This is a genomic window from Avibacterium endocarditidis, from assembly GCF_002921145.1.
Classification (GTDB): domain Bacteria; phylum Pseudomonadota; class Gammaproteobacteria; order Enterobacterales; family Pasteurellaceae; genus Avibacterium; species Avibacterium endocarditidis.
The window spans coordinates 17,353-39,095 of sequence record NZ_PQVI01000081.1; the positions used below are offsets into that span (position 1 = coordinate 17,353).

The following is a 21,743-nucleotide window of genomic DNA, read 5'->3' on the forward strand; positions in this document are numbered from 1 at the left end:
CACCGCTCTTTCTTTTTTCAGTTTCTCCACTAGTGCTTATTACCAAAAGGCGGTTTGGCGAACCACACTACAATAAACAGCAACATAAACATTATGGCGGACAACCAAAAAATTTCATTGGCACCGATGATAAATCCTTGCGCGGTAATACTTTGCGCTAAGGACATTGATGTTTGTGTATCATTCAAACCAACTTGCGCCATTGTGTCGTAATAGGCTTGTGCATTGGGGTTATAAGGATTAATCGCTTCGGTAAATTGGGTGTGATGCACTGCTTCACGGTTATACCATAAAAAGGTGGTAAGCGATGTACCGATTGAACCTGCAAGGGTACGCAGAAAATTAAATAAACTTGATGCGGACGCCATTTTTTCTGGCGGTAAACCTGATAGCGTAATGGTGGTGAGCGGCATAAAAAAGCACGCTACGGCAATCCCTTGAATCAGCTGCGGCAGAGCAACATCAGCAAAGGTCATCGCAGGTTCAAAGGTTACGGCACGCCAATGGAAAGTTAGCGCATACACCATAAAACTGATTGTAACCAAAATACGCATATCAATTTTGTAGCCAAAACGCCCGATGATTGGCGAAAGTAAAATCGGGAATAAGCCCACAGGCGCAGCAGCAAGTCCCGCCCAAGTGGCGGTGTAGCCGTACACTTGTTGTAACAGTAAAGGAATCAGCACCACCGAGCCGAGATAGATTAAAAACGCAAGGCTGGTACACAGGCAACCAACACTGAAATTGCGTGATTTGAACAGTGAAATATCCACCACAGGGTTCTCGTCCGTCAATTCCCAAATAATCAACGCAATTAAGGCAATGGCGGAAACGATTGTTAGCACCACGATTTCAGTGGAATTAAACCAATCCTGCTCGCGCCCCTGATCGAGCATTAATTGCAAACAGCCCACGCCTACCACAAGCAGAATTAAGCCCATCATATCAATAGGTTGCTGATAGGTTTTAGTTTCTCGTTTGCCTAAGATTTTCCAACTGAGAAAAATCACACATAGCCCAATCGGCACATTAATGAAGAAAATCCAACCCCAGTGCAGATTATCACTGATCCAACCGCCAAGAATCGGGCCAAAAATTGGCGCAACTACCACAGTCATAGACCAAAACGCCAGCGCCATACTGCGTTTTGCAGGGGGATAATTATTAAGCAATAAACTTTGTGAAAGGGGAATAATCGGCCCTGCTGCTAGCCCTTGGAAGATGCGGCATAAAATCAACATTCCTAGGCTATGAGAAATGCCACATAGCCAAGAAGCCAGCACAAATAATCCTGTGGCGATTAAAAACAAGCGCACTTCACCAAAGCGTTTAGCCAGCCAGCCTGTAATGGGAATAGATACCGCATTTGCCACGCCGAATGAAGTAATCACCCAAGTGCCTTGACTGAACGATGCACCCAAATCCCCTGCAATGGTGGGAATTGCCACATTAGCAATGGTGGAATCCAGCACTTGCATAAAGGTTGCCAAGGATAGGGCAATGGTCATCACCGCAAGGGCTGCGCCCTGAATCGGTTTTTGCATTTTATTCACCTGCATTGGCTTGAATAATTTGTTCGGCTAATTGATGTACAGGGCTTAAATCGTAATCTAGCACCTTGGTTTCATATAGCACTTGGTTTGGACGAGATTCACGCAGCACCTTGCCTTGCGTGTCTGCCACATTCACTTCCACCGTAGCAGAAAGCCCTATGCGCAACGGATATTTTTCTACTTGTTCAGGATCGAGATCGATACGCACTGGTACACGTTGCACCACTTTGATCCAGTTCCCTGTGGCGTTCTGTGCAGGCAAAAGAGAGAATGCGCTGCCCGTTCCCATTGAAATACCGCTGATTTTACCATCAAACCTCACATCATCACCGTATAAATCAAAGACTAATTTCACAGGCTGACCAATGCGCATTTTGCCGAGCTGGGTTTCTTTAAAGTTCGCGTCCACCCACATTTGTTGATTGGAGACCACCGCCATTAACGGACTGCCCACCGCGACTTTTTGCCCCACTTGCACATTACGGCGCGCCACATAACCATCAACAGGGCTAACAATTTGACTGCGTTGTAAGTTCAACCAAGCAAGGGTTAAAGCACTCACCGCATTTTTCACCGCAGGCTGCTCCCGCAACGGTAAATCTTTTAATAAGGCTTGATTAGCTGCTAATTGATTTTGCGTGGCTTGCAGATCTGCTTGCGCCATATTCACCGCTTCTCTGGCGTGCTGTAAGGTTTCTTTATCAATAGATCCCGTTTTGGCTAATTGCTCACGGCGTTGCAAATCACCTTTGGCTTTATTAAGTGCGGTGCTTTTTGCGTTCAAAACCGACTGTAATTGTTTCACCGTAAAATCTAACTGCTCAATTTGGCGCACGCTACTGGCGAGATTATCTTGCGCTTGCTGGAAATGCAGTTTGAGATCCGTATCATCAAGTTGCAATAACACATCGCCTGCGTGGACAAAATCCATATCGTCCACATTAATTTTGCTCACATTGCCGCTCACTTGTGCCGAAATCATCACTTGGTTGCCTGCCACATAGGCATCTTCCGTTTCTTCATAATTTCGCACAAAGAAAACCAATATACGCTCGTGATAATCGCGATCAGCAGCAAAATCGTAATGAAATAGCCAAGGGCTTTTTTACGTTTGGCTTTTGGCGAAGCCGGTTTTTTGTAGTCTGTTTGTTCGGTCATTTTATTTACCCATTAAAGATTTTCTAAATTGCTGAGCAGTTTGAGTAATAATTGCTTTAACTGCTGTTGTTCTTGCTTGTCTAACACGGAAAAAATGTCATCGACTTGTTTCCATTGATTTGGCAACAGTTGCTCCAAAAACTGTACACCTTGCGCCGTGAGTTTTAAGGAAAAAGCACGGCGATCGCCCGCTACTTCCGTACGTTCTAACCATTCCCGCTTCACTAATTCATCGGCAATGCGTGTGGCATTGGTTTTAGAATAACCAAAAATCTCACTTAATTTGCTCGGCTGCAAAGAATGATTAGGCTGGCAATACAACACGGCCAGAGCCATAAATAGGGTGTCGTTGAGCTGATATTTTTTTAATAACTGATTGCGTCTTTCCACATAATGGCTGCTATTGTGTAGCAACAAACGTGCCAGCAAAATTTGCTCCACAGGCATTGCGGGATTATTTTGTGCTGATTGACGAATTAACTTTTCTTGTTCTGAAAACGAAATCGGCATAGACATAATAATAACTAGGTAGAAAATAAACTGCGTAATAGTAACCTAGGTTACTATTTAAGTCAAAAAAATACCGCACTTTAGTGTAAAGTGATCTGCACCCCAAAAGTTGGACAGCATCCACAAATTAAGGAGCGGATTTTTTATGGGAAAATATTATTCAACAGAGTTTAAACTGTGGGCGATATCGTTAGTCTCTGAGTAGGGAATGAGCGTACGTCAGGCAGCGGAATATTGTGCTCTTTCCAATCATAGCCAAATTGTGATTTAGTTGCAACGCGTATAAAAAATACGGTATTAATGGGCTCATCCGTCAGCCTAATCGAAAGAAGAATGTGATGAGATTACCCAAACGCCCCGTCAAAACCGATGAAAAAGAACTTTTATTATAAGAACTTGAGTCTCTTCGTGCGGATAATGCCTATTTAAAAAAGTCTTTGGCGCTCAGAGGCCTCAAACTCAAGCGGAAAGATGTGCCACCGTCCGAGAGTTAAGTGCGCAATGTCCCCTTTCCGTATTACTGACAGTGGCGAAACCACCTCGCACTACATTCTATTATGCAAGAAAAATCAAGGGGTTAGATGATATTAATAACTTGATACTGGAAATATTTAAGGCGATTCAAGGACGAGATGGTTACCGTATTATTTGAGCAAAGTTACACGAGCAAGGGCATTATCTAAGTGGAAAAACGGTGCTGAAACGAATGCGTCACCTAAATATCCGCTCCTGCGTAAAGCGAAAAAGCGTATGAAGATGGGAGGAGCCGCTTATCTCGCACCAAATTTGATGGCAAGAAATTTTAAAGCGAAGGCGCTAAACGAGAAGTGGGTCACTGATGTGACCGAATTTCGTGTAGGAAATGAAAAGCTGTATCTTTCGCCGATGATGGATTTGGCGAACCGTGAGATTATTGCCTACCAAATCGGACGGCGACAACGTTTTGGGCTTGTTTCAAAAATGCTTAAAGAAGCCTTATCGAAGCGAGGTTCTGGCGCAGCTCCACTGATTCATAGCAACCAAGATTCAAAGCATGAGTCGCAAGGGGAATTGCGATGATAATGCGGTGATAGAGCGCTTTTTTAGCATTGTGAAGTCGGAATGTTTTTACCCGAATCTTTTACCAATGTCGTGGAGCTGGAGGAGGCGCTGCACGAATATATTCGCTATTATAATGAAGTGCGGATTAAACCCGCGTTAAACAATTTGAGCCCTGTGCAATACAGAGCTCAATATTTAACTTCCTAGGTCTCTAGGATTTGGGGTGCAGATCATTTTTTTACTTCAATATCCAGCACAATTAGGCTTCCACAAAGGCTAGAGCTTGTTTCACCACTTCAATGCCTGCACCGGTTTTATGGGCGTTTTCGCTGAGGTGTCTGCGCCATTGGCGTGCGCCTTTACAGTTTTGGAATGCACCAAGCATATGGCGTGTGATGTGGTTGAGGTGAACGCCTTGCGTGAGCTGTTGCTCAATATAAGGGAACATTTTTTCCACCGCTTCTCTTGGGCGCACAATGGAGCTTTGCGGATCAAACAAAGCTTGGTCAATGTAACCTAATAAACTTGGGTTCTGATAGGCTTCACGCCCCACCATTACGCCATCTACATAATTCAAATGAGCTTGAATTTCTTCAATGGTTTTAATCCCACCGTTAATACTAATCCACAATTGTGGAAAATCCCGTTTCAGTTGGTAAACCCGCTCATAATCAAGTGGCGGGATTTCGCGATTTTCTTTTGGGCTTAAACCGCTGAGCCACGCTTTGCGCGCGTGAACGATCAATTCTTGGCAGCCTGCTTGACTTACTTTCTGCACGAAATCACAAAGAAATTCATAGCTGTCTAAATCATCAATACCAATACGCGTTTTCACCGTAACGGGAATGTTCACGGCGGATTGCATTTGTTCAACACACTGAACAACTAAATCCGCTTTTGCCATTAGGCACGCACCAAACATTCCATTTTGTACGCGATCAGAGGGGCAACCTACATTGAGATTAATTTCTTGATAGCCCCGTTGTTCTGCCAACCTAGCACAATGTTGCAACTGATCGGGATCGCTACCGCCAAGCTGAAGTGCCACAGGATTTTCCACCAGATCAAATTCTAAATGATCGTATTTGGCGTGAATGATCGCCCCTGTGGTGACCATTTCCGTATAAAGTAAGGCGTGCTGGCTAAATTGGCGATGAAAATAGCGGCAATGGCGGGTTGTCCAATCGAGCATTGGGGCGACAGAAAATCGCCCACGATAAAAGTGCGGTGTTTTTTTTGTTGATTTTTGTTGATTCATTATTTGTTTTCTTCTTGTACGGCTGCTTTTTGCTGTTCTTGCTGTTTCAGCTCATCTTGCTTTGCCTGTTCTTGAATACGCTGACGGAAACGCCCTGCAGCAAAATGATAGAACGGTTTTGCGTTAAATTGGCGTGAAATAATAGAAGCGATAAGGCTACAAATCAAGAGCCAAAATAATACAGGCTCACTCGCAGTCATTTCCATCACGATCACACTTGCCGTAACAGGGGATTGGGTTGCTCCCGCCAAAAATGCTGCCATACAGAGCAAAACTAAAAGGCGTTGATCAACAATTTCTCCCGTAAGCGACCAAACTTGAACACCAATCCCCGCCCCAGTAGTGAGTGCCGGAGTGAAAATGCCGCCTGCCGTGCCAGTCCAATAAGTGGCAACCGTAGCAAATAATTTACTTATCCCAACTTCTGAGGCAACGGTTTGACCATCAAGGGCTTTGGTTACGACTTCGTAACCCGTGCCGTAAGTTTGTCCGTGAGTGAATGTACCAAGTCCTGCAAGAATCAAGCCTAAAATAAACGCCATGTAAATAGGGTGGCGGCGGATCCAACCACGCATTTTTGCGGGGACTGTGCCTGCAACGCCTTTGGCGAGTAACCACGCAAAAACGCCACCTAACACCCCGCTCACTACGCCACAGAGGATCACCCATAAAAACATATGAGGTACGGAAGTTTGCCCGTGATAATTGGGGAAATAAGGATTATTGCCTTCAATAGCAACTAAAATAAATCCAGCAGCCAATACGCCGAGCAATACACGACGTTCCCAGCGTAATAAAATGCCCCGCCCGAGTTCTTCAATGGCAAAAATTACACCGCCTAATGGGGCATTGAACGCCGCAGCCAATCCTCCCGCCGCCCCTGTTGCCATTAATTCATTGGCATTTAAGCCCTTGAATGCCAAGCCGTGGCGGCGGCACACATTGCCCCACGCATACATTACCGCTGCGCCCACTTGCACGGACGGCCCTTCACGCCCCACGGAAGCACCAAATAACATCGCCAAAAACGTGAGTGGAATTTTCCACAGGGTTTGCCCAAAAGCAATGAGCTTGCTTTTATTGGCGCTGTACGGCATATCAATAGAGGCAATCACTTGCGGAATCCCACTGCCCGAAACATAGGGGGTATATTTTGCGGTAAACCAAGCTAAAAATGCCAAGCCTAAGGGCAACACAACCCAAACAGCATAAGGGTGTTTCGCCGTCCATAAGGCATTCCAGTGTAAGGCAAGATCGGCAAATTTCGCAAAGCCAAGAGAAAATAAGGACACCAACGCCGCGCCGATCAATAAGCAGGAAAACTCAATGGTTTTACGCGAAATACGATAGCTTTGGCGTAATTTTCGGTGAAAATGACGAATTTTTGGGTGAATCGCTTTAACATTTTAGATGATTGAGATGAAAATAAATTGCGGAAAATTATAGCAATATTTTCGTGCGTGAGATATGGCAAGGATCAAGAAGATGAAAAATAGGCAAAAAAATCACCGCACTTATTTCGCAAATAAAGTAAAGTGCGGTGAGATTTTGTTAAAAATTAAGCTTGATCACCAAGCAATACGCTTTCTAACGCAATTTCAATCATCTCATTGAACGTAAGTTGGCGTTCTTCTGCGGTGGTTTGCTCGTGTGTGCGAATGTGGTCTGATACGGTACAGATAGTTAAGGCTTTTGCACCAAATTCTGCAGCAACACCATAAATGCCCGCGGCTTCCATTTCTACGCCCAAAATGCCGTATTTTTCCATTACGTCAAACATTTCCACATCTGGCGTATAGAACAGATCAGCAGAATAAAGGTTTCCCACACGCACATTGATGCCTTTGTTTTTTGCCGCTTGCACGGCAGCTTGGGTCATATCAAAATCGGCAATAGCAGCAAAATCGTTATCTTTAAAGCGAATGCGGTTCACTTTGGAATCCGTACAAGCGCCAAGCCCGATGATCACTTCACGCAATTTCACATCTGGACGCACGGCACCGCACGAACCGACGCGGATAATTTTTTTTACGCCGTATTCAGTGATCAGCTCTTTGGCATAAATAGAGCAAGACGGAATACCCATTCCGTGTCCCATTACAGAGATTTTACGACCTTTGTATGTGCCTGTGTAGCCAAGCATATTACGCACGTTGGTTACTTCTTTGGCATCGTCTAAAAAGGTTTCAGCAATATATTTAGCACGCAACGGGTCGCCAGGCATTAATACTACGTCAGCAAAAGCCCCAGCGGGTGCGTTAATATGTGGAGTCATAATCTATCCTCTTAAAGTTAATCTTGATGGTGAAAATCAATGATTGATTTGCCGTAATCCATTGGCGGCAGATCAAAATAATCAGCGACAGTTTGCCCTACGTCAGCGAAAGTGTCGCGTTTGCCTAAGAATTGTTTTGGCACTTGCGAACCGTATAATAGCACAGGGATATGCTCGCGAGTGTGATCCGTGCCGTGCCAAGTTGGGTCGCAACCGTGGTCAGCTGTGAAAATGAGTAAATCATCTTCGTTCATTAAGGCTAATAATTCTGGAATACGGCTGTCGAAGTATTCTAATGCAGCAGCATAACCTGCTACATCACGGCGATGGCCGAAATCAGAGTCAAAGTTTACAAAGTTGGTGAAAACAATGGAATTTTCACCCGCTCTTTTCACTTCCACAAGGGTTTTGTCGAATAATTCTTCCAAGCCCGTGGCTTTCACTTTTTCGGTGATTCCCGTGTGTGCGTAAATATCCGCAATTTTGCCGATAGAAATCACATCGCCTTGTTTTTCTTCCACTAGTTTTTGTAATACGGTTTTGGCAGGTGGCTCAATGGCGTAGTCTTTACGGTTACCTGTGCGAGAAAATTCGCCCGCTTTGTTGCCCACAAATGGGCGAGCGATTACGCGGCCAATGTTGTAATCAGCCAGTTCTTCACGCACGATTTCACATAATTCGTAAAGTTTTTCCAAGCCGTAGGTTTCTTCGTGGCAAGCAATTTGGAAAACGGAATCTGCCGAGGTGTAGAAAATCGGTTTGCCCGTTTTCATATGTTCTTCACCAAGCTGATCTAAGATCACCGTGCCAGAAGAATGACAGTTGCCGAGATAGCCATCAAGCCCCGCACGTTCAACAATACGATCTAAAAGCGCTTGTGGGAAGCTGTTTTCGTGTTCTGGGAAGTAGCCCCAATCAAATAACACGGGAACGCCTGCGATCTCCCAGTGTCCTGATGGAGTGTCTTTACCTGAAGAAATTTCTTTTGCATAAGCATAACCGCCGATTAAATTTGGCGTAGGGTTAAAACCCGCTGGCAATTCACCGCAAGATTCTTTCGCAGCCAAGCCTAAGCCGAGTTTTTCAAAGTTAGGCAGATGAAGTGGGCCTTTGCGGCCATTTTTGTCTTCTAGCCCTTCCGCACAACGTTGTGCAATATGGCCTAAGGTGTTCGCTCCTTTATCGCCAAATTTTTCTGCATCTTCACTTGAACCAATACCGAAAGAATCTAACATCATTATAAATACGCGTTTCATTTTAAGCTCCTTTATTATTGAACGCTGTTTTAGAATAACAGAATATTTGCTTTATTTTTGAACGTTATGTTTCAAGAAGATTTATTACCTGTGTTCAATAATCTACAATAGCAAACGTTTTCTTTGTCTTAATATGACAACACCACGAACAATGTCGTGGTGTTATCGAAAAATTCGGTGAAATTTTACCGCACTTTTCTTACATTTTATAGTGCAGCACCACTTAAACCGATAAATAAACCTGCAATGGTTGCACTCATCAGATTTGCTAATGATCCTGCGATCACCGCTTTGATACCAAGACGTGCAATATCACCACGGCGGCTTGGTGCCATTCCACCTAATCCACCGATTAAGATGGCGATAGAGCTGAAGTTGGCGAAACCACAAAGGGCGAAAGTAATAATCGCTTTGGTTTTATCGCTTAATTGTACCGCAGCGTCCGCAGCAAGGTAAGGGGCAAATTCTAAGTAGCCAACAAATTCGTTCACCGCTAATTTAATCCCGATCATTTGACCTGCAACCGCAGCGTCGTCCCAAGGTACACCAATTACCCAAGCCAGAGGGCGGAAAATCCAACCTAAAATTAAGCCAAGAGAAAGTTCAGGCATACCGAACCAGTTGCCGATACCACCTAATAAACCATTGACTAAGGCAATTAATGCTACGAAGGCAATCAACATTGCGCCCACATTCATTGCCAACTGCATACCAGATGAAGCCCCTGCTGCTGCTGCATCTAAAATATTAGAAGGCTGTTCCAAATCTACTTTTTCAATGTCATCATTGAATTTTTCTGTTTGTGGCACCATCAATTTAGCAAACAACAAGCCCGCAGGTGCTGCCATAAATGATGCTGCGATTAAGTATGGCAATGGCACACCTAAGCCTGCGTAACCTGCTAACACTGAACCCGCAATAGAGGCTAAGCCACCACACATCACAGCAAAGAGTTCGGATTCAGTCATTTTGCTGATATAAGGTTTCACCACCAATGGCGCTTCTGTTTGTCCCACGAAAATATTTGCCGCAGCGGACATTGATTCCGCTTTAGACGTACCTAATATTTTTTGTAAGCCACCGCCAATGATACGGATAATAAATTGCATAATACCAATATAGTAAAGTAGAGAAATGAGCGCTGAGAAGAATACGATGATGGATAATACTTTAACAGCAAAAATAAAACCCGATTTTTCAACGTCAGCTAAGCCACCAAATAAGAAATTTGTTCCTTCGTTACCATAGCTAATTACGGTGCTGACTCCGTTTGACAAGGCAAGTAAGATTTCACGCCCCACGGGCACATACAAAATAAACGCACCGATTAGGATTTGAATTAATAACGCACCGCCCACAGTACGCAAACTAATCGCACGGCGATTGCTAGATAATAGAACGGCAATAGCAAGAAGTACAACAATGCCTAGCACACTTATTAAGCTACTCATATTAGAATTTCCTTAAATGTAAAATTGATATAAAAAAGCGAGCTAATTCTACTGTTTTTTGTAATGAAATGCTTGCAAAAATGTACAAAAATGTGAAGGCAAGCGATTGCTTTGCTGTAAAAAGCAACAATTTCTTAAACGTTTTAGCTATATGTTATAGAGATTAAGAAGTTGGGATTTAGGCAAATTTCCTTTATCATCACAACTAAAAGTGCGGTGCAAATTTACGACAAATTTATTTATGAAAAATCAATTTAAAGTTCTCCCTAAAACGCCTTGGACAGCAAAAAACTTCTGGTCTGTGGAGCTTCAGCCCTTATGCGTACTTATCCTTTCTTTATTGATTTTAGGGCTTGGCGAAGGATTGCTTTTGCTTTCTAACCTCGGCTCAGCCCCTTGGACAGTACTTTCACAAGGCATTGCGTTACAGGCAGGATTTAGCGTAGGCTGGGCATCATTATTGATTAGCGCATTGGTGATGCTAATGTGGCTGCCACTCAAACTCCGTGTCGGCTTAGGGACAATCTTAAATATGCTTTTGGTTGCCTTGGCTTTAGGCATTAGTGTTGCTTTTCTGCCAGCTCCAAGTGGAATTCTATTGCGTATTGGCTATGCCATCATCGGGATTTTGCTCTTTGGGATCGCCTCCGCGTTTTATCTCACCTGCCATCAAGGTGGCGGACCAAGAGATGGACTAATGGTTGGGCTTTGCCACCGCTTTCACTGCAAGGTTGGTATTGTCAGAACCATTATGGAAGTTACCGTTTGTGTATTAGGCTTTATGCTCGGCGGCACAGTGGGCATTGGCACATTATTGTTTGCTTTTTCTATTGGCTGGGTGGTGCAAGCAACATTAAGCATAATGGTTAATTGCTTATCCCCTGAAAAATAAAGTGCGGTGATTTTTTCATTCTTTTTCTTTTCAGCAAAGATCCGTTACACTAGCGCAAAAGTGATTTTAAAAAAGGGATAAATTATGCCAACCATTAGCGTTGCAATGATTGTAAAAAATGAACAGCAAGATCTTGCACAATGCTTAGCCAGTGTGAAAGATTGGGTGGACGAGATTGTGATTTTAGATTCGGGCAGTACCGATAATACCAAAGAAATCGCCCTACAATATGGCGCGAAATTCTATGAAAATACCGATTGGCAAGGCTTTGGCAAACAACGCCAACTTGCCCAGCAATATGTTACGTCCGATTATGTGCTATGGCTAGACGCTGATGAACGGGTAACCGATGAGTTACGGGAAAATATTCAGCAAGCGGTGGCAAACAATTTGCCGAATGTGGTGTACGATATTCCACGCATTAGCGAAGTGTTCGGGCGCTTAATTCGCCATTCGGGTTGGTATCCTGATTATGTAGTGCGTTTGTATCAAACCCAGTATGCAGGCTATAACGATGCCTTAGTTCACGAAAAAGTGGTGTATCCTGTCAATACAAAAGTGGAAAAATTGGCGGGTAACTTGTTGCATTATCCTTATAAAAATTTGCATCATTACTTGGTGAAATCGGCTAACTATGCGCAAGCTTGGGCGGAACAGCGCCATAGACAAGGCAAAAAAGCCACGCTGTTTCAAGGGATTACGCACGGCATTGCGACTTTCGCCAAAATGTATCTATTAAAAGCAGGATTTTTAGATGGCAAAGAAGGCTTTTTATTAGCCGTGCTTTCAGGGCATTCTACCTTTGTTAAATATGCCGATTTGTGGATTAGAACGCGTAAAAAATAGTAATAAATCATAAATACAGAAGTCGGTGAAAAATTAGCCCGCACTTTTTTATTTCTCGTTATCAATTTATGCCCATTGTTTTACAATAAACGATTGAATTTGTGGCAGTATTTTATTTATTTGAATATTCGCCAGTTCTTTCTCTTCATTTGGCGGACAAAAAGCCAAATGGCGTGAAGGATCATTAATTGGCTGCCAGCGCAATGGGGTTGCGGAACGATGGCTTGGAAAAAAACCAATGGTTGGCACATTTAATGCACCGCAAATGTGTAATGGCCCTGTTGAACCTGCGATAAACAAATCTGCGCAAGCCAAAGAATAAGTGAAATCCACTAACCCTTCATTCTTATCATAAATCACCACATTGGGATTATTCACTAATTGGGCTAATTGATGCGCCTGTTCGCTTTCATTTGGCCCTGCAGTAAGAACAATATAGGCATCAAATTGTTGCAAAATATCTTGAATTAATTCGGCGTATTGCGCTAAAGAAAGGCTATTTGCCGAACCGCCCGTGCCACTATGTAGGAAAATCCATTTTTATTTGTACAATCCCTAACTGCTGTTGGAACTTACTTTTTTGCGCTTGTAAAATCTCTTGTGGAACGACTAGATAAGGCGCGTGCGGTTCAGTAATCGGCAAATGCTGCGCCTGTAAAAACGCCCTTGCCAGATCCAAATTGTATTCAAATTCTGGCTTAAGGGAACGTGAACGGCGTTGAGTTAAACGATGGTTATAAGCCAGTTGCGCCAATTTTGTCGCAGGTGCAAGACGATATTTAATGCCACTTAGCCACACCAATTTTGCATTATGCCAATTAGAGAAAAAGCTGATCACACCGTCAAAATGCGCTGCTTTAATGGCCTGTAAGACTTGCTTAAATTGGGTTTTATCTTTTTTATCTTGCACATCAATAATAATGTCATCAATGTAAGGACAAAGCTCAGCCATTGGCGCGGTATATTTAGGCACAAGTGCGGTGATTTTTAACTGAGGATTTGCCTTTTTTATCAACGCTAAGGCGGGAAATATCAGCATAAAATCGCCCAGTTTGTCGTTGCGGATTACCAAAAGTTTTTGCATCATTCTAACGTTCACAGGTTATTTTTAAATAGATTGCGACATTGTAGCAAAGGAAGACGTTTTTATTAAAGAATAATTCACTTCAGCGCACTATTTACCTTGCTTTTTTCATAAAAAAGAGTACAATCCACAGGCTTTTTGTCTATATATACAGAGAAAAAAGTAAGCATTCCCACGCCTTCGATGTGGGTTTTCTTTTAGTATTAATTAATTAGAGGAAGGTTATGGTAACCATTCGTTTATCTCGTGGCGGTTCTAAAAAACGCCCATTTTACCAAATTGTAGTTGCTGACAGCCGTTGCCCACGCGATGGTCGTTTTATTGAGCGTTGTTGGCTTTTTCAACCCGTTTAGCGGCAGGTAATGCTGAGCGTCTTCGTATCAATCTTGAGCGTGTAAATGCTTGGGTTGAGAAAGGAGCAAGCTTATCAGATCGCGTTAGCTCTTTGGTAAAAGAAGCTCAAAAAGCTGCAGCTTAATTGCAGTTTTTAAGGTTTATAGGTGAATAAAATGACGCAACAAAGAATTGAAGTCGTTGGCAAATTAGGCTCAACATACGGAATTCGTGGTTGGTTACGCATTTATTCATCAACAGAACAAGCCGAAAGCATTTTTGATTATCAACCTTGGTTTTAAAAATTAAAGGCCAATGGCAGCCAACAGAATTAGAAAGTTGGAAACATCATAATCACGAACTTATTGTTAAATTAAAAGGCATTAATGATCGTGAAATCGCACAAACCCTCACTAATGTTGAAATTGGCGTAGATCTATCTGTATTCCCTGAACTTGAAGAGGGGGATTATTATTGGCACGATTTAATTGGCTGCCAAGTGGTGAATCTACAAGGTTACAATATGGGAACGGTGGCTGAAATGATGGAAACTGGCTCAAATGATGTATTAGTTGTGCGAGCAAGTCAGAAAGATGCTTTTGGAAAACAAGAACGGTTAATTCCGTTTTTGTATGAACAAGTAGTTAAAAGAGTAGATCTCACCACCAAGACTATTGAAGTGGATTGGGACGCTGGTTTCTAAACTCAGGCATACAGTGAGCTTTAGGTTGTAGCATTTCGAGCCTACAAATTAGGAAAATAACAATGTGGATTGGTCTTGTTTCATTGTTCCCCGAAATGTTTAAAGCGATTACTGAGTATGGGGTAACGGGCAGAGCCGTAAAACAAAATCTCTTGCAAGTACAGTGTTGGAATCCGCGTGATTTCACCACGGATAAACATAAAACCGTTGATGACCGTCCTTATGGCGGTGGGCCTGGAATGTTGATGATGGTGCAACCATTGCGTGATGCAATCCAAGCGGCTAAAACGGCAGCAGGAGAAGGGGCAAAGGTGATTTATCTTTCGCCACAAGGACGTAAACTCGATCAAAATGGCGTAACAGAGCTGGCAAAAAATCAGAAATTGATTTTCGTCTGCGGGCGTTATGAAGGCATTGATGAGCGAGTAATCCAAACTGAAATTGATGAAGAATGGTCAGTGGGTGATTACGTTCTTAGGGGGAGAGCTGCCAGCAATGACATTAATTGATGCCGTTGCAAGGTTTATTCCAGGAGTGCTAGGCAAGCAAGCCTCTGCAGAAGAAGATTCTTTTGCTGACGGTTTATTAGATTGCCCGCACTATACTCGGCCAGAGGTGCTAGACGGAATGTCAGTGCCTGCGGTGTTGATGTCGGGTAACCACGCAGAAATTCGTAAATGGCGATTAAAACAATCGTTATTGCGAACCTGGTTAAGACGCCCTGAGCTATTGGAAAGCCTAGCTCTGACTGACGAACAACGGAAACTGCTGGTGCAAGTCAAACTTGAACAGCAAGCAAATAAAGTTGATTAGTTGATTGCGAGTTTAACCATTCGCAAAATCATCAGTTAATACTAGGATCTTAGAAGGATTACACAATGAGTAACATCATTAAACAAATTGAACAAGAACAATTAAAACAAAATGTACCTAGCTTCCGCCCAGGTGATACTTTAGAAGTTAAAGTATGGGTTGTTGAAGGAAGTAAACGTCGTCTGCAAGCATTCGAAGGCGTGGTTATTGCAATTCGTAACCGCGGCTTGCACAGTGCATTCACTTTACGCAAAGTATCTAACGGTGTAGGCGTTGAGCGTGTATTCCAAACTCACTCACCAGTTATCGACAGCATCGCCGTGAAACGTAAAGGTGCAGTGCGTAAAGCGAAACTTTACTACTTACGCGAACGTTCAGGTAAATCTGCACGTATTAAAGAGCGTCTTGGTGATTAATTTTCCAAGCGAAAATGACAAGGGCTTGAGAGCAATCTCAAGCCTTTTTGTTTATCTATTATTTATTTTCTAAAGGAGGCAATTCTTTCTTTAACGCAAGTGCAATTGCCAAAGTTTGTACTAAAGTCATTGTTGCACATTGTGAGCGAAAACCGCGTACTTGGGCTTCTTTAATGACAAAAGAAACATCGCTGAAGGCGATTAAAGGGCTAATTTGGCTATCCGTGATCGCAATTTGTTTTACGCCTTTATTTGCCGTAGTGTGCATAATATCTACTGTTTCTTTTGCATAAGGTGAAAAGCTAATCGCAATGACGACATCACCCTCTTTAACTAAATTAAGTTGTTCATCAAACATTCCCCCTAATCCATTGATTAAAAATGAACGGCAGTCTAAGTGGTGCAGGGCATAGTCTAAATAGCTCGCAATGCTAAAGGAACGTTTTAAGCCAATAATGAAAATATTGTTTGCATTGTTTAAAATTTCCACTGCTTGCTGTATTTCCTGCTCAGAGGTTTGGCTAGCTAATTGCTGTAACGCTTGATAATTCGCTTGAGCAAAAATATTCAAAATATCCACCGCACTTTCTTGATTGGCTTGTTCGGGTTCAAGCTGACGAAAAAGTTGTAAACGTTCAGTATAATTTGCCGTTTCTTCCATTAGGTTTTCACGGAAGATCTGCTTCATTTCATTAAATCCACTGAAGCCAAAAGCATTAGCGAAACGAATTAAGGTGGAAGGCGGCACATCGGCTCGTTCAGAAATGGTAGCAACAGTATCAAACACCACACTATTACTGTTATCTAGCACATACTGTGCCACTTGCTTTAAACGTTTACTTAAACTGTCGTAACGCGCACGGATTTCATTTTGTAATTGGACTAACTGAGAGTTATTTTGCATTCTACCTTCCTAACGAAATAAGTATTTTATAACTTGGTTCATAATAGCAAAAATTTCATCTGAACAGAAAATGTTCTTTGCTAAATTTTAAGATGAAGTCGTAGTTTTCTTGGGATAGGTGAAAATCTTTGTGATCTACTTCTCAAATATTAATTTCATAAAATGACATTTTTGAAATATATGTTTTAATTTAACTATGATTTTATGAGTTAAGTATTTTGTGATTTCATCATCACTAAGGAAAAGCACAATGAAAACGACTGAAAAACCTTAGATCTTATCTGTCTTGGACGTGTGGCAGTGGACTTGTATGCTCAACAAATTGGTTGCCGCTTGGAAGATGTCACCTCTTTTGCAAAATATTTAGGCGGATCCTCTGGAAATGTGGCTTATGGCACAGCAGTGCAAGGCGTGAAGTCTTCTATGCTTGCTCGTGTCGGAGATGAGCATATGGGGCGTTTTCTACGGGAGGAACTACAACGTGTTGGGGTGGATACCAGCCATTTAATTACAGACAAAGAACGGCTTACTGGGTTAGTGATTTTGGGTATTAAAGATCAAGATACTTTCCCCCTTATTTTTTATCGTGAGAATTGTGCTGATATGGCGATTAGCGCAGAAGATTTTGATGAGGCTTATATCGCTTCAGCTAAAGCACTTGCGATTACGGGCACGCATTTATCTCATCCTAAAACACGCCACGCAGTATTAACTGCCTTAGAATATGCAGGACGTAATGGCACAAAACGTTTGCTTGATATTGATTATCGTCCTGTTTTGTGGGGCTTAACGTCTCTTGGTGATGGTGAAACACGTTTTATTGATTCCGAAGCGGTAACCAAATCACTGCAAGAAGTGTTGCATCATTTTGATGTATTAGTTGGCACAGAAGAAGAGTTCCATATTGCAGGTGGCTCGACAGATACATTAACGGCACTAAAAAATGTACGTAACGTGAGCAATGCTACACTCGTGTGTAAACGTGGGGCATTAGGTTGCTCTGTGTTTGAGGGGGATATTCCTGATGATTTGGACGGCGGTATTAATGTCTATGGTGTACGAGTTGAAGTATTGAATGTTTTAGGCGCAGGTGATGCCTTTATGTCAGGCTTATTGCGCGGCTATATCAATGGTGAAAGCTGGGAGCAATGTTGCCGTTATGCCAATGCTTGCGGTGCGCTAGTAGTTTCTCGTCACGGCTGTGCGCCAGCAATGCCAACCAAGGTTGAGCTAGATGATTATTTGGCTCGAGCAGAAAGTGTGCCACGTCCTGACCTTGATCTACAACTAAATCATTTACATCGTGTTACCACGCGTAAAACCCAATGGGACGATCTTTGTATTTTTGCTTTTGATCATCGTAAACAACTTGTTGATATGGCGCAAAAGTGCGGTGCGAATTTAGATAGAATCCCTGTTCTGAAAAAACTTCTTGTCCAAGCGGCCGAACAAACGGCACAACAAGAAAGTATTGCCAACGGACACGCCGGTGTTCTGGCTGATACAACCTTCGGACAAGCAGCGCTCAATGAAATCACCGGTAAAGGCTGGTGGATTGGGCGACCAATTGAGTTGCCTTCTTCTCGTCCGTTACGTTTAGAACATGGTGATCTTGGTAGCCAACTCATCAATTGGCCTGCCGAACAGGTTGTTAAATGTCTTGCTTTCTATCACCCTGCCGATAATGCAGATTTGCGTGCAGAACAAGATGAAATGCTCAAACAGGTTTACCAAACTTGTTGCCGAACAGGACACGAATTGCTATTAGAAATTATTTTGCCTGCAGATATGGAACAAAACGAGGCTTATTATGCAGAAATGATTAAACATTTCTATGCTATTGGCATTAAGCCAGATTGGTGGAAATTACCCGGTGTTTCTGCGCAGGCTTGGCAAGAGATTAGCCACGTCATCGAACAAAGTGATCCTTATTGCCGCGGTATTCTTATTTTAGGGTTAGATGCCCCAGAAGAAACCTTTGAACAAGTCTTTAAAGCCTCTGCAAATGCGCCGTTAGTCAAAGGTTTTGCTGTTGGTCGCACAATCTTCGGACAACCCTCTTCTCAATGGCTTGCCGGCGAGCTTTCCGATGAGCAGTTGATTCAAGCGGTATCTGAGCGTTATAGACGATTGATCCGATTATGGAAAAATCGTAAAAATTAACCGCTTAAGTTTGTTTTGATAAATGTTGTCAGCGAGCCAAATGGCTCGCTTTTTCATTTTAGCGATTAACTAAGTGCGGTTGTTTTTTGGCAAATTTCCCACTGCACTTTATTTTTAATCAGCCTTTCTTTCAGTATTCTTTTCACCCCAAGTCAAAAATACATTATACTTAACGCCAATTCCAACCTTGCATAATCAAGAGAAATGCGATGACAAAACCTTTAAATATTATTTTTGCGGGGACGCCAGAATTTGCTGCACAGCACTTAGCGGCGCTGTTGAATTCAGAGCATAATGTGATTGCGGTTTACACGCAGCCAGACAAGCCAGCTGGACGGGGCAAGAAACTGCAAGCCAGCGCGGTGAAACAATTGGCGGAGCAGCATCAGATCCCTGTTTATCAGCATAAATCCCTACGCAAAGCGGAAGCGCAGCAGGAGCTGGCAGCGCTGAATGCTGATGTGATGGTGGTGGTGGCTTATGGCTTAATTTTGCCGAAAGCAGTATTGGACGCGCCAAGATTAGGCTGCTTGAATGTACACGGTTCGATTTTGCCTCGTTGGCGTGGGGCAGCGCCGATTCAGCGCGCGATTTGGGCAGGTGATAAACAAACAGGCGTTACCATTATGCAAATGAATGAAGGCTTAGATACGGGCGATATGCTGCATAAAGTGTATTGCGACATCAGCCCAGAAGACACCTCTCTAAGCCTTTATCATAAGTTGGAACAGATTGCGCCAAATGCGTTGCTTGATGTGTTAAATGGCTTGGAAGCTGGGCAGTTTCCGCCCGAGGCACAAGATGAGGCCCTTGCCAACTATGCCGATAAACTTTCTAAACAAGAAGCAAAATTGGATTGGCAGCTTTCAGCGACACAGCTTGAGCGTTGTATTCGCGCGTTTAATCCTTGGCCGATTAGCTATTTTGTGACCACGGATAAAGAGGGTAACGAGCAGACCTTGAAAGTGTATCAAGCCAATGTGCTACCTCATCAAAATCAGCCCGCAGGTACGATTTTAAGGGCAGATAAAACAGGTATTCAAATCGCCACTGTCGAGGGGGTGTTAAATCTCACCCAATTGCAACCATCAGGAAAAAAAATGATGTCGGCACAGGATTTACTCAATGGCCGAGCTGAGTGGTTTACAGTGGGTAAGGTGTTGGCATAATGAATCGGACAAAAACAAAAATTCTCCCCAAAAGCACCGCACTTTCTGTGAGAGCGGTGGCTGCACAATATCTTTTGCAAGTCTTAGATAAGGGACAATCACTTTCTACATTATTGGCGGAAAAAACACCTTCACTGAAAGAACAAGATTTGCCATTGTTACAAGAAATTTGCTTTGGTGTTTGTCGCGTATTGCCCCGTCTGGAACAAATCATTTTGCACTTAGTGGATAAGCCATTGAAAGGTAAAACACGCCTTGTGCATTGTTTATTATTGGTGGGGCTGTATCAATTGTTATATTTGCGTACCCCTGATCACGCTGTGGTTGATGAAATGGTGAAAGCGGCAAAAAGCCTTAAATTAGAGCGCTTCAAGGGGGTGGTGAATGGCGTATTACGTCGCTTTTTGCGGGAGCGGGAACAGATTTTGGCGAAAGTGGATAAGCATTGGCAAACCTTGCACCCTGAATGGCTCGTGAATAAACTGAAAAAAGCCTATCCCCATTGGCGTGAAATTATTGATGCGAATAATCAAAAACCACCGATGTGGTTGCGAGTCAATCGCCAGCATACTCAGGTTAGTAATTATTTAACCTTGTTACAAAACGCGGAGATTGAAGCTGTTGCGGATGATCATCCACAAGCAATTCGCTTAGCTCAGGCGAAAAGCGTGGTTCAGTTACCACATTTTGCGCAAGGCTGGCTCACAGTGCAGGATCTACACGCCCAATGGGCGGGGTTATTACTTGCAGCGCAAAATGGTGAATTGATTTTGGATGCTTGTGCCGCACCGGGCGGTAAAACCACCCATATTTTAGAACTTGCTCCGCAAGCGAAAGTGGTGGCATTAGATGTGGAACAACATCGCTTAAAACGAGTAGAAGAAAATTTATCACGAATGAGGCAACACGCACAGGTGATTTGCGGTGATGCTAGCCAGCCAGAACAATGGCTCTCCCAAATTCAACCACAGTTCGAACAAAGTGCGGTGCAATTTGACCGAATTTTGCTTGATGCTCCTTGCTCTGCTACAGGCGTTATCCGCCGTCATCCAGATATAAAATGGCTACGCAAAGAAAGTGACATAGCCCAGTTGGTGGCCTTACAAAAATCGATTTTGAACGCATTATGGCAATGCTTAAAACCAAATGGCGTCTTGCTCTACGCCACTTGCTCGTTATTGCCAGAAGAAAACTGCCAACAAATCAGCGAATTTTTACAACAACACCCCGAGGCAGAATTAATGCCCCTGCCATTCCCCGAACAAGGGCAGGTCGGCCATCAATTCTTCCCACAAGAAAATCGCGGTGATGGATTTTATTACGCAAAATTGCGGAAAAAAGCGTAAAATTCACAAATTGTGTTTATGATAGAAAAATAAAAGTGCGGTCATATTTTCAAAAAACTTTAAAAAAATCTCACCGCACTTTAAATTTAAAATTGAACGTGAAATATCGGACAATCCCCTTGTAAATTGCCCGAATGGAAATAAAATTTTTAGAAAAATCACGCCGAGCGAGAGCGAAGCGAACATCAGGCTGATTTTTCGTAAAGAGAATTTTATTGGAATGAGGAAAAGCAATGCTCGCAAAATTTCTTACTTCCAGACAAGGCGTTTTGCCGCAGACAGTACGCTAGTACGGCAAGGCAAAACAACGCCGTATGGAGGTAAAAGAAATTTAGCGATGGTAGGGGACGTTTTCTTTGCTTACATTCCTTTTGGATAACCAAAAGAAAGTAAGTCGCATAACGTGCGAAACACGTTATAACAACTACAAAGAAAAACGCAATCAGCCAAGAGCAAAAATAAGTAATAACAAAGTGCGGTAATTTTTTAAAAAGTTTTTTTAATCCCACCACACTTTCTGTTTTTGAAATATCTATAAAGGGCAATAGGATAAATTTTCCCGTCCAAATTGC

At 42.9% G+C, this 21,743-nt stretch carries 17 protein-coding genes and 5 pseudogenes; 11 read left to right on the plus strand and 11 right to left on the minus strand.

The window, feature by feature from the left end; all coding sequences use genetic code 11:
• Positions 1-29 precede the first annotated feature (29 nt).
• From C3Z13_RS06345 to mprA, 3 genes and pseudogenes are all read right to left on the minus strand, one after another.
• Positions 30-1,544: a DHA2 family efflux MFS transporter permease subunit gene (locus tag C3Z13_RS06345; RefSeq protein ID WP_103855369.1), complete on the minus strand. Its 1,515-nt coding sequence runs from the start codon at positions 1,542-1,544 to the stop codon at positions 30-32.
• Position 1,545: 1 nt separating this feature from the next.
• A pseudogene (locus C3Z13_RS06350) lies at positions 1,546-2,711 on the minus strand (EmrA/EmrK family multidrug efflux transporter periplasmic adaptor subunit).
• 12 nt (positions 2,712-2,723) lie between these two features.
• The gene (gene mprA, locus C3Z13_RS06355; RefSeq protein WP_103855370.1) at positions 2,724-3,227 is read right to left on the minus strand and encodes a transcriptional repressor MprA; all 504 of its coding nucleotides are present in this window, start codon (positions 3,225-3,227) and stop codon (positions 2,724-2,726) included.
• Positions 3,228-3,869: 642 nt separating this feature from the next.
• Here mprA and C3Z13_RS06360 point away from each other — a divergent pair.
• Entirely contained in the window at positions 3,870-4,280 is a 411-nt protein-coding gene (locus tag C3Z13_RS06360; protein WP_103855324.1) for a DDE-type integrase/transposase/recombinase, read from the plus strand.
• A 42-nt stretch (positions 4,281-4,322) separates the two neighbouring features.
• Positions 4,323-4,469, plus strand: a complete 147-nt coding sequence (locus C3Z13_RS13020; RefSeq protein ID WP_103855371.1) for an IS3 family transposase — start codon at positions 4,323-4,325, stop codon at positions 4,467-4,469.
• 52 nt (positions 4,470-4,521) lie between these two features.
• Here the strand turns inward: C3Z13_RS13020 and dusA are convergent, their stop codons facing one another.
• The 5 genes from dusA to C3Z13_RS06390 form a co-directional block, all read right to left on the minus strand.
• On the minus strand, positions 4,522-5,520 hold the full coding sequence (gene dusA / locus C3Z13_RS06370; RefSeq protein WP_103855372.1) for a tRNA dihydrouridine(20/20a) synthase DusA: 999 nt from the start codon (positions 5,518-5,520) through the stop codon (positions 4,522-4,524).
• Positions 5,520-6,914 (minus strand): chloride channel protein, encoded by a 1,395-nt coding sequence (locus C3Z13_RS06375; RefSeq protein WP_103855373.1) that lies wholly within the window; start codon positions 6,912-6,914, stop codon positions 5,520-5,522. The genes dusA and C3Z13_RS06375 overlap by 1 nt, the downstream gene beginning before the upstream one ends.
• A 164-nt stretch (positions 6,915-7,078) precedes the next feature.
• A complete protein-coding gene (gene deoD, locus C3Z13_RS06380; RefSeq protein ID WP_103855374.1) occupies positions 7,079-7,795 on the minus strand; it encodes a purine-nucleoside phosphorylase in 717 nt (238 codons plus the stop codon).
• A gap of 17 nt (positions 7,796-7,812) precedes the next feature.
• Positions 7,813-9,051 (minus strand): phosphopentomutase, encoded by a 1,239-nt coding sequence (gene deoB, locus C3Z13_RS06385; protein WP_103855375.1) that lies wholly within the window; start codon positions 9,049-9,051, stop codon positions 7,813-7,815.
• A 206-nt stretch (positions 9,052-9,257) separates the two neighbouring features.
• The gene (locus C3Z13_RS06390; protein WP_103855376.1) at positions 9,258-10,502 is read right to left on the minus strand and encodes a NupC/NupG family nucleoside CNT transporter; all 1,245 of its coding nucleotides are present in this window, start codon (positions 10,500-10,502) and stop codon (positions 9,258-9,260) included.
• A 241-nt stretch (positions 10,503-10,743) separates the two neighbouring features.
• On the opposite strand from C3Z13_RS06390, the gene yczE reads away from it, so the two are divergent.
• Both yczE and C3Z13_RS06400 read left to right on the plus strand, forming a co-directional pair.
• Positions 10,744-11,394: a membrane protein YczE gene (yczE, locus tag C3Z13_RS06395; RefSeq protein ID WP_103855377.1), complete on the plus strand. Its 651-nt coding sequence runs from the start codon at positions 10,744-10,746 to the stop codon at positions 11,392-11,394.
• 84 nt (positions 11,395-11,478) lie between these two features.
• Positions 11,479-12,240, plus strand: a complete 762-nt coding sequence (locus tag C3Z13_RS06400) for a glycosyltransferase family 2 protein (protein ID WP_103855378.1) — start codon at positions 11,479-11,481, stop codon at positions 12,238-12,240.
• Between the two features lie 66 nt (positions 12,241-12,306).
• On the opposite strand, the pseudogene C3Z13_RS06405 reads toward C3Z13_RS06400, so the two are convergent.
• A pseudogene (locus C3Z13_RS06405) lies at positions 12,307-13,324 on the minus strand (glycosyltransferase family 9 protein).
• Between the two features lie 224 nt (positions 13,325-13,548).
• Between C3Z13_RS06405 and rpsP the strand changes: the two are divergent.
• The 4 genes and pseudogenes from rpsP to rplS all read left to right on the plus strand — a co-directional run bounded on the left by rpsP (position 13,549) and on the right by rplS (position 15,589).
• Positions 13,549-13,802 (plus strand): annotated as a pseudogene (gene rpsP / locus C3Z13_RS06410) (30S ribosomal protein S16).
• Between the two features lie 31 nt (positions 13,803-13,833).
• Positions 13,834-14,360 (plus strand): annotated as a pseudogene (rimM, locus tag C3Z13_RS06415) (ribosome maturation factor RimM).
• Positions 14,361-14,455: 95 nt separating this feature from the next.
• Positions 14,456-15,173 (plus strand): annotated as a pseudogene (gene trmD / locus C3Z13_RS06420) (tRNA (guanosine(37)-N1)-methyltransferase TrmD).
• Positions 15,174-15,238: 65 nt separating this feature from the next.
• Positions 15,239-15,589, plus strand: a complete 351-nt coding sequence (gene rplS / locus C3Z13_RS06425) for a 50S ribosomal protein L19 (protein WP_103855379.1) — start codon at positions 15,239-15,241, stop codon at positions 15,587-15,589.
• 58 nt (positions 15,590-15,647) lie between these two features.
• Here the strand turns inward: rplS and C3Z13_RS06430 are convergent, their stop codons facing one another.
• Positions 15,648-16,493, minus strand: coding sequence for a MurR/RpiR family transcriptional regulator (locus C3Z13_RS06430; RefSeq protein ID WP_103853868.1), 846 nt, complete (start codon positions 16,491-16,493; stop codon positions 15,648-15,650).
• A gap of 294 nt (positions 16,494-16,787) precedes the next feature.
• Between C3Z13_RS06430 and C3Z13_RS06435 the strand changes: the two genes are divergently transcribed.
• The 3 genes from C3Z13_RS06435 (at position 16,788) to rsmB (ending at position 21,171) form a co-directional block, all read left to right on the plus strand.
• Positions 16,788-18,656 carry a bifunctional 5-dehydro-2-deoxygluconokinase/5-dehydro-2-deoxyphosphogluconate aldolase gene (locus C3Z13_RS06435; protein ID WP_245872578.1) on the plus strand — a complete coding sequence of 623 codons (1,869 nt, stop codon included), beginning with the start codon at positions 16,788-16,790 and terminating at the stop codon, positions 18,654-18,656.
• A gap of 209 nt (positions 18,657-18,865) precedes the next feature.
• A complete protein-coding gene (gene fmt / locus C3Z13_RS06440; RefSeq protein WP_103855381.1) occupies positions 18,866-19,825 on the plus strand; it encodes a methionyl-tRNA formyltransferase in 960 nt (319 codons plus the stop codon).
• Positions 19,825-21,171, plus strand: a complete 1,347-nt coding sequence (gene rsmB, locus C3Z13_RS06445; RefSeq protein WP_103855382.1) for a 16S rRNA (cytosine(967)-C(5))-methyltransferase RsmB — start codon at positions 19,825-19,827, stop codon at positions 21,169-21,171. The genes fmt and rsmB overlap by 1 nt, the downstream gene beginning before the upstream one ends.
• Positions 21,172-21,383: 212 nt before the next feature.
• Here rsmB and C3Z13_RS11900 read toward each other — a convergent pair.
• On the minus strand, positions 21,384-21,743 hold a 360-nt coding region (locus C3Z13_RS11900), incomplete at its 5' end, for a hypothetical protein (RefSeq protein WP_219827893.1).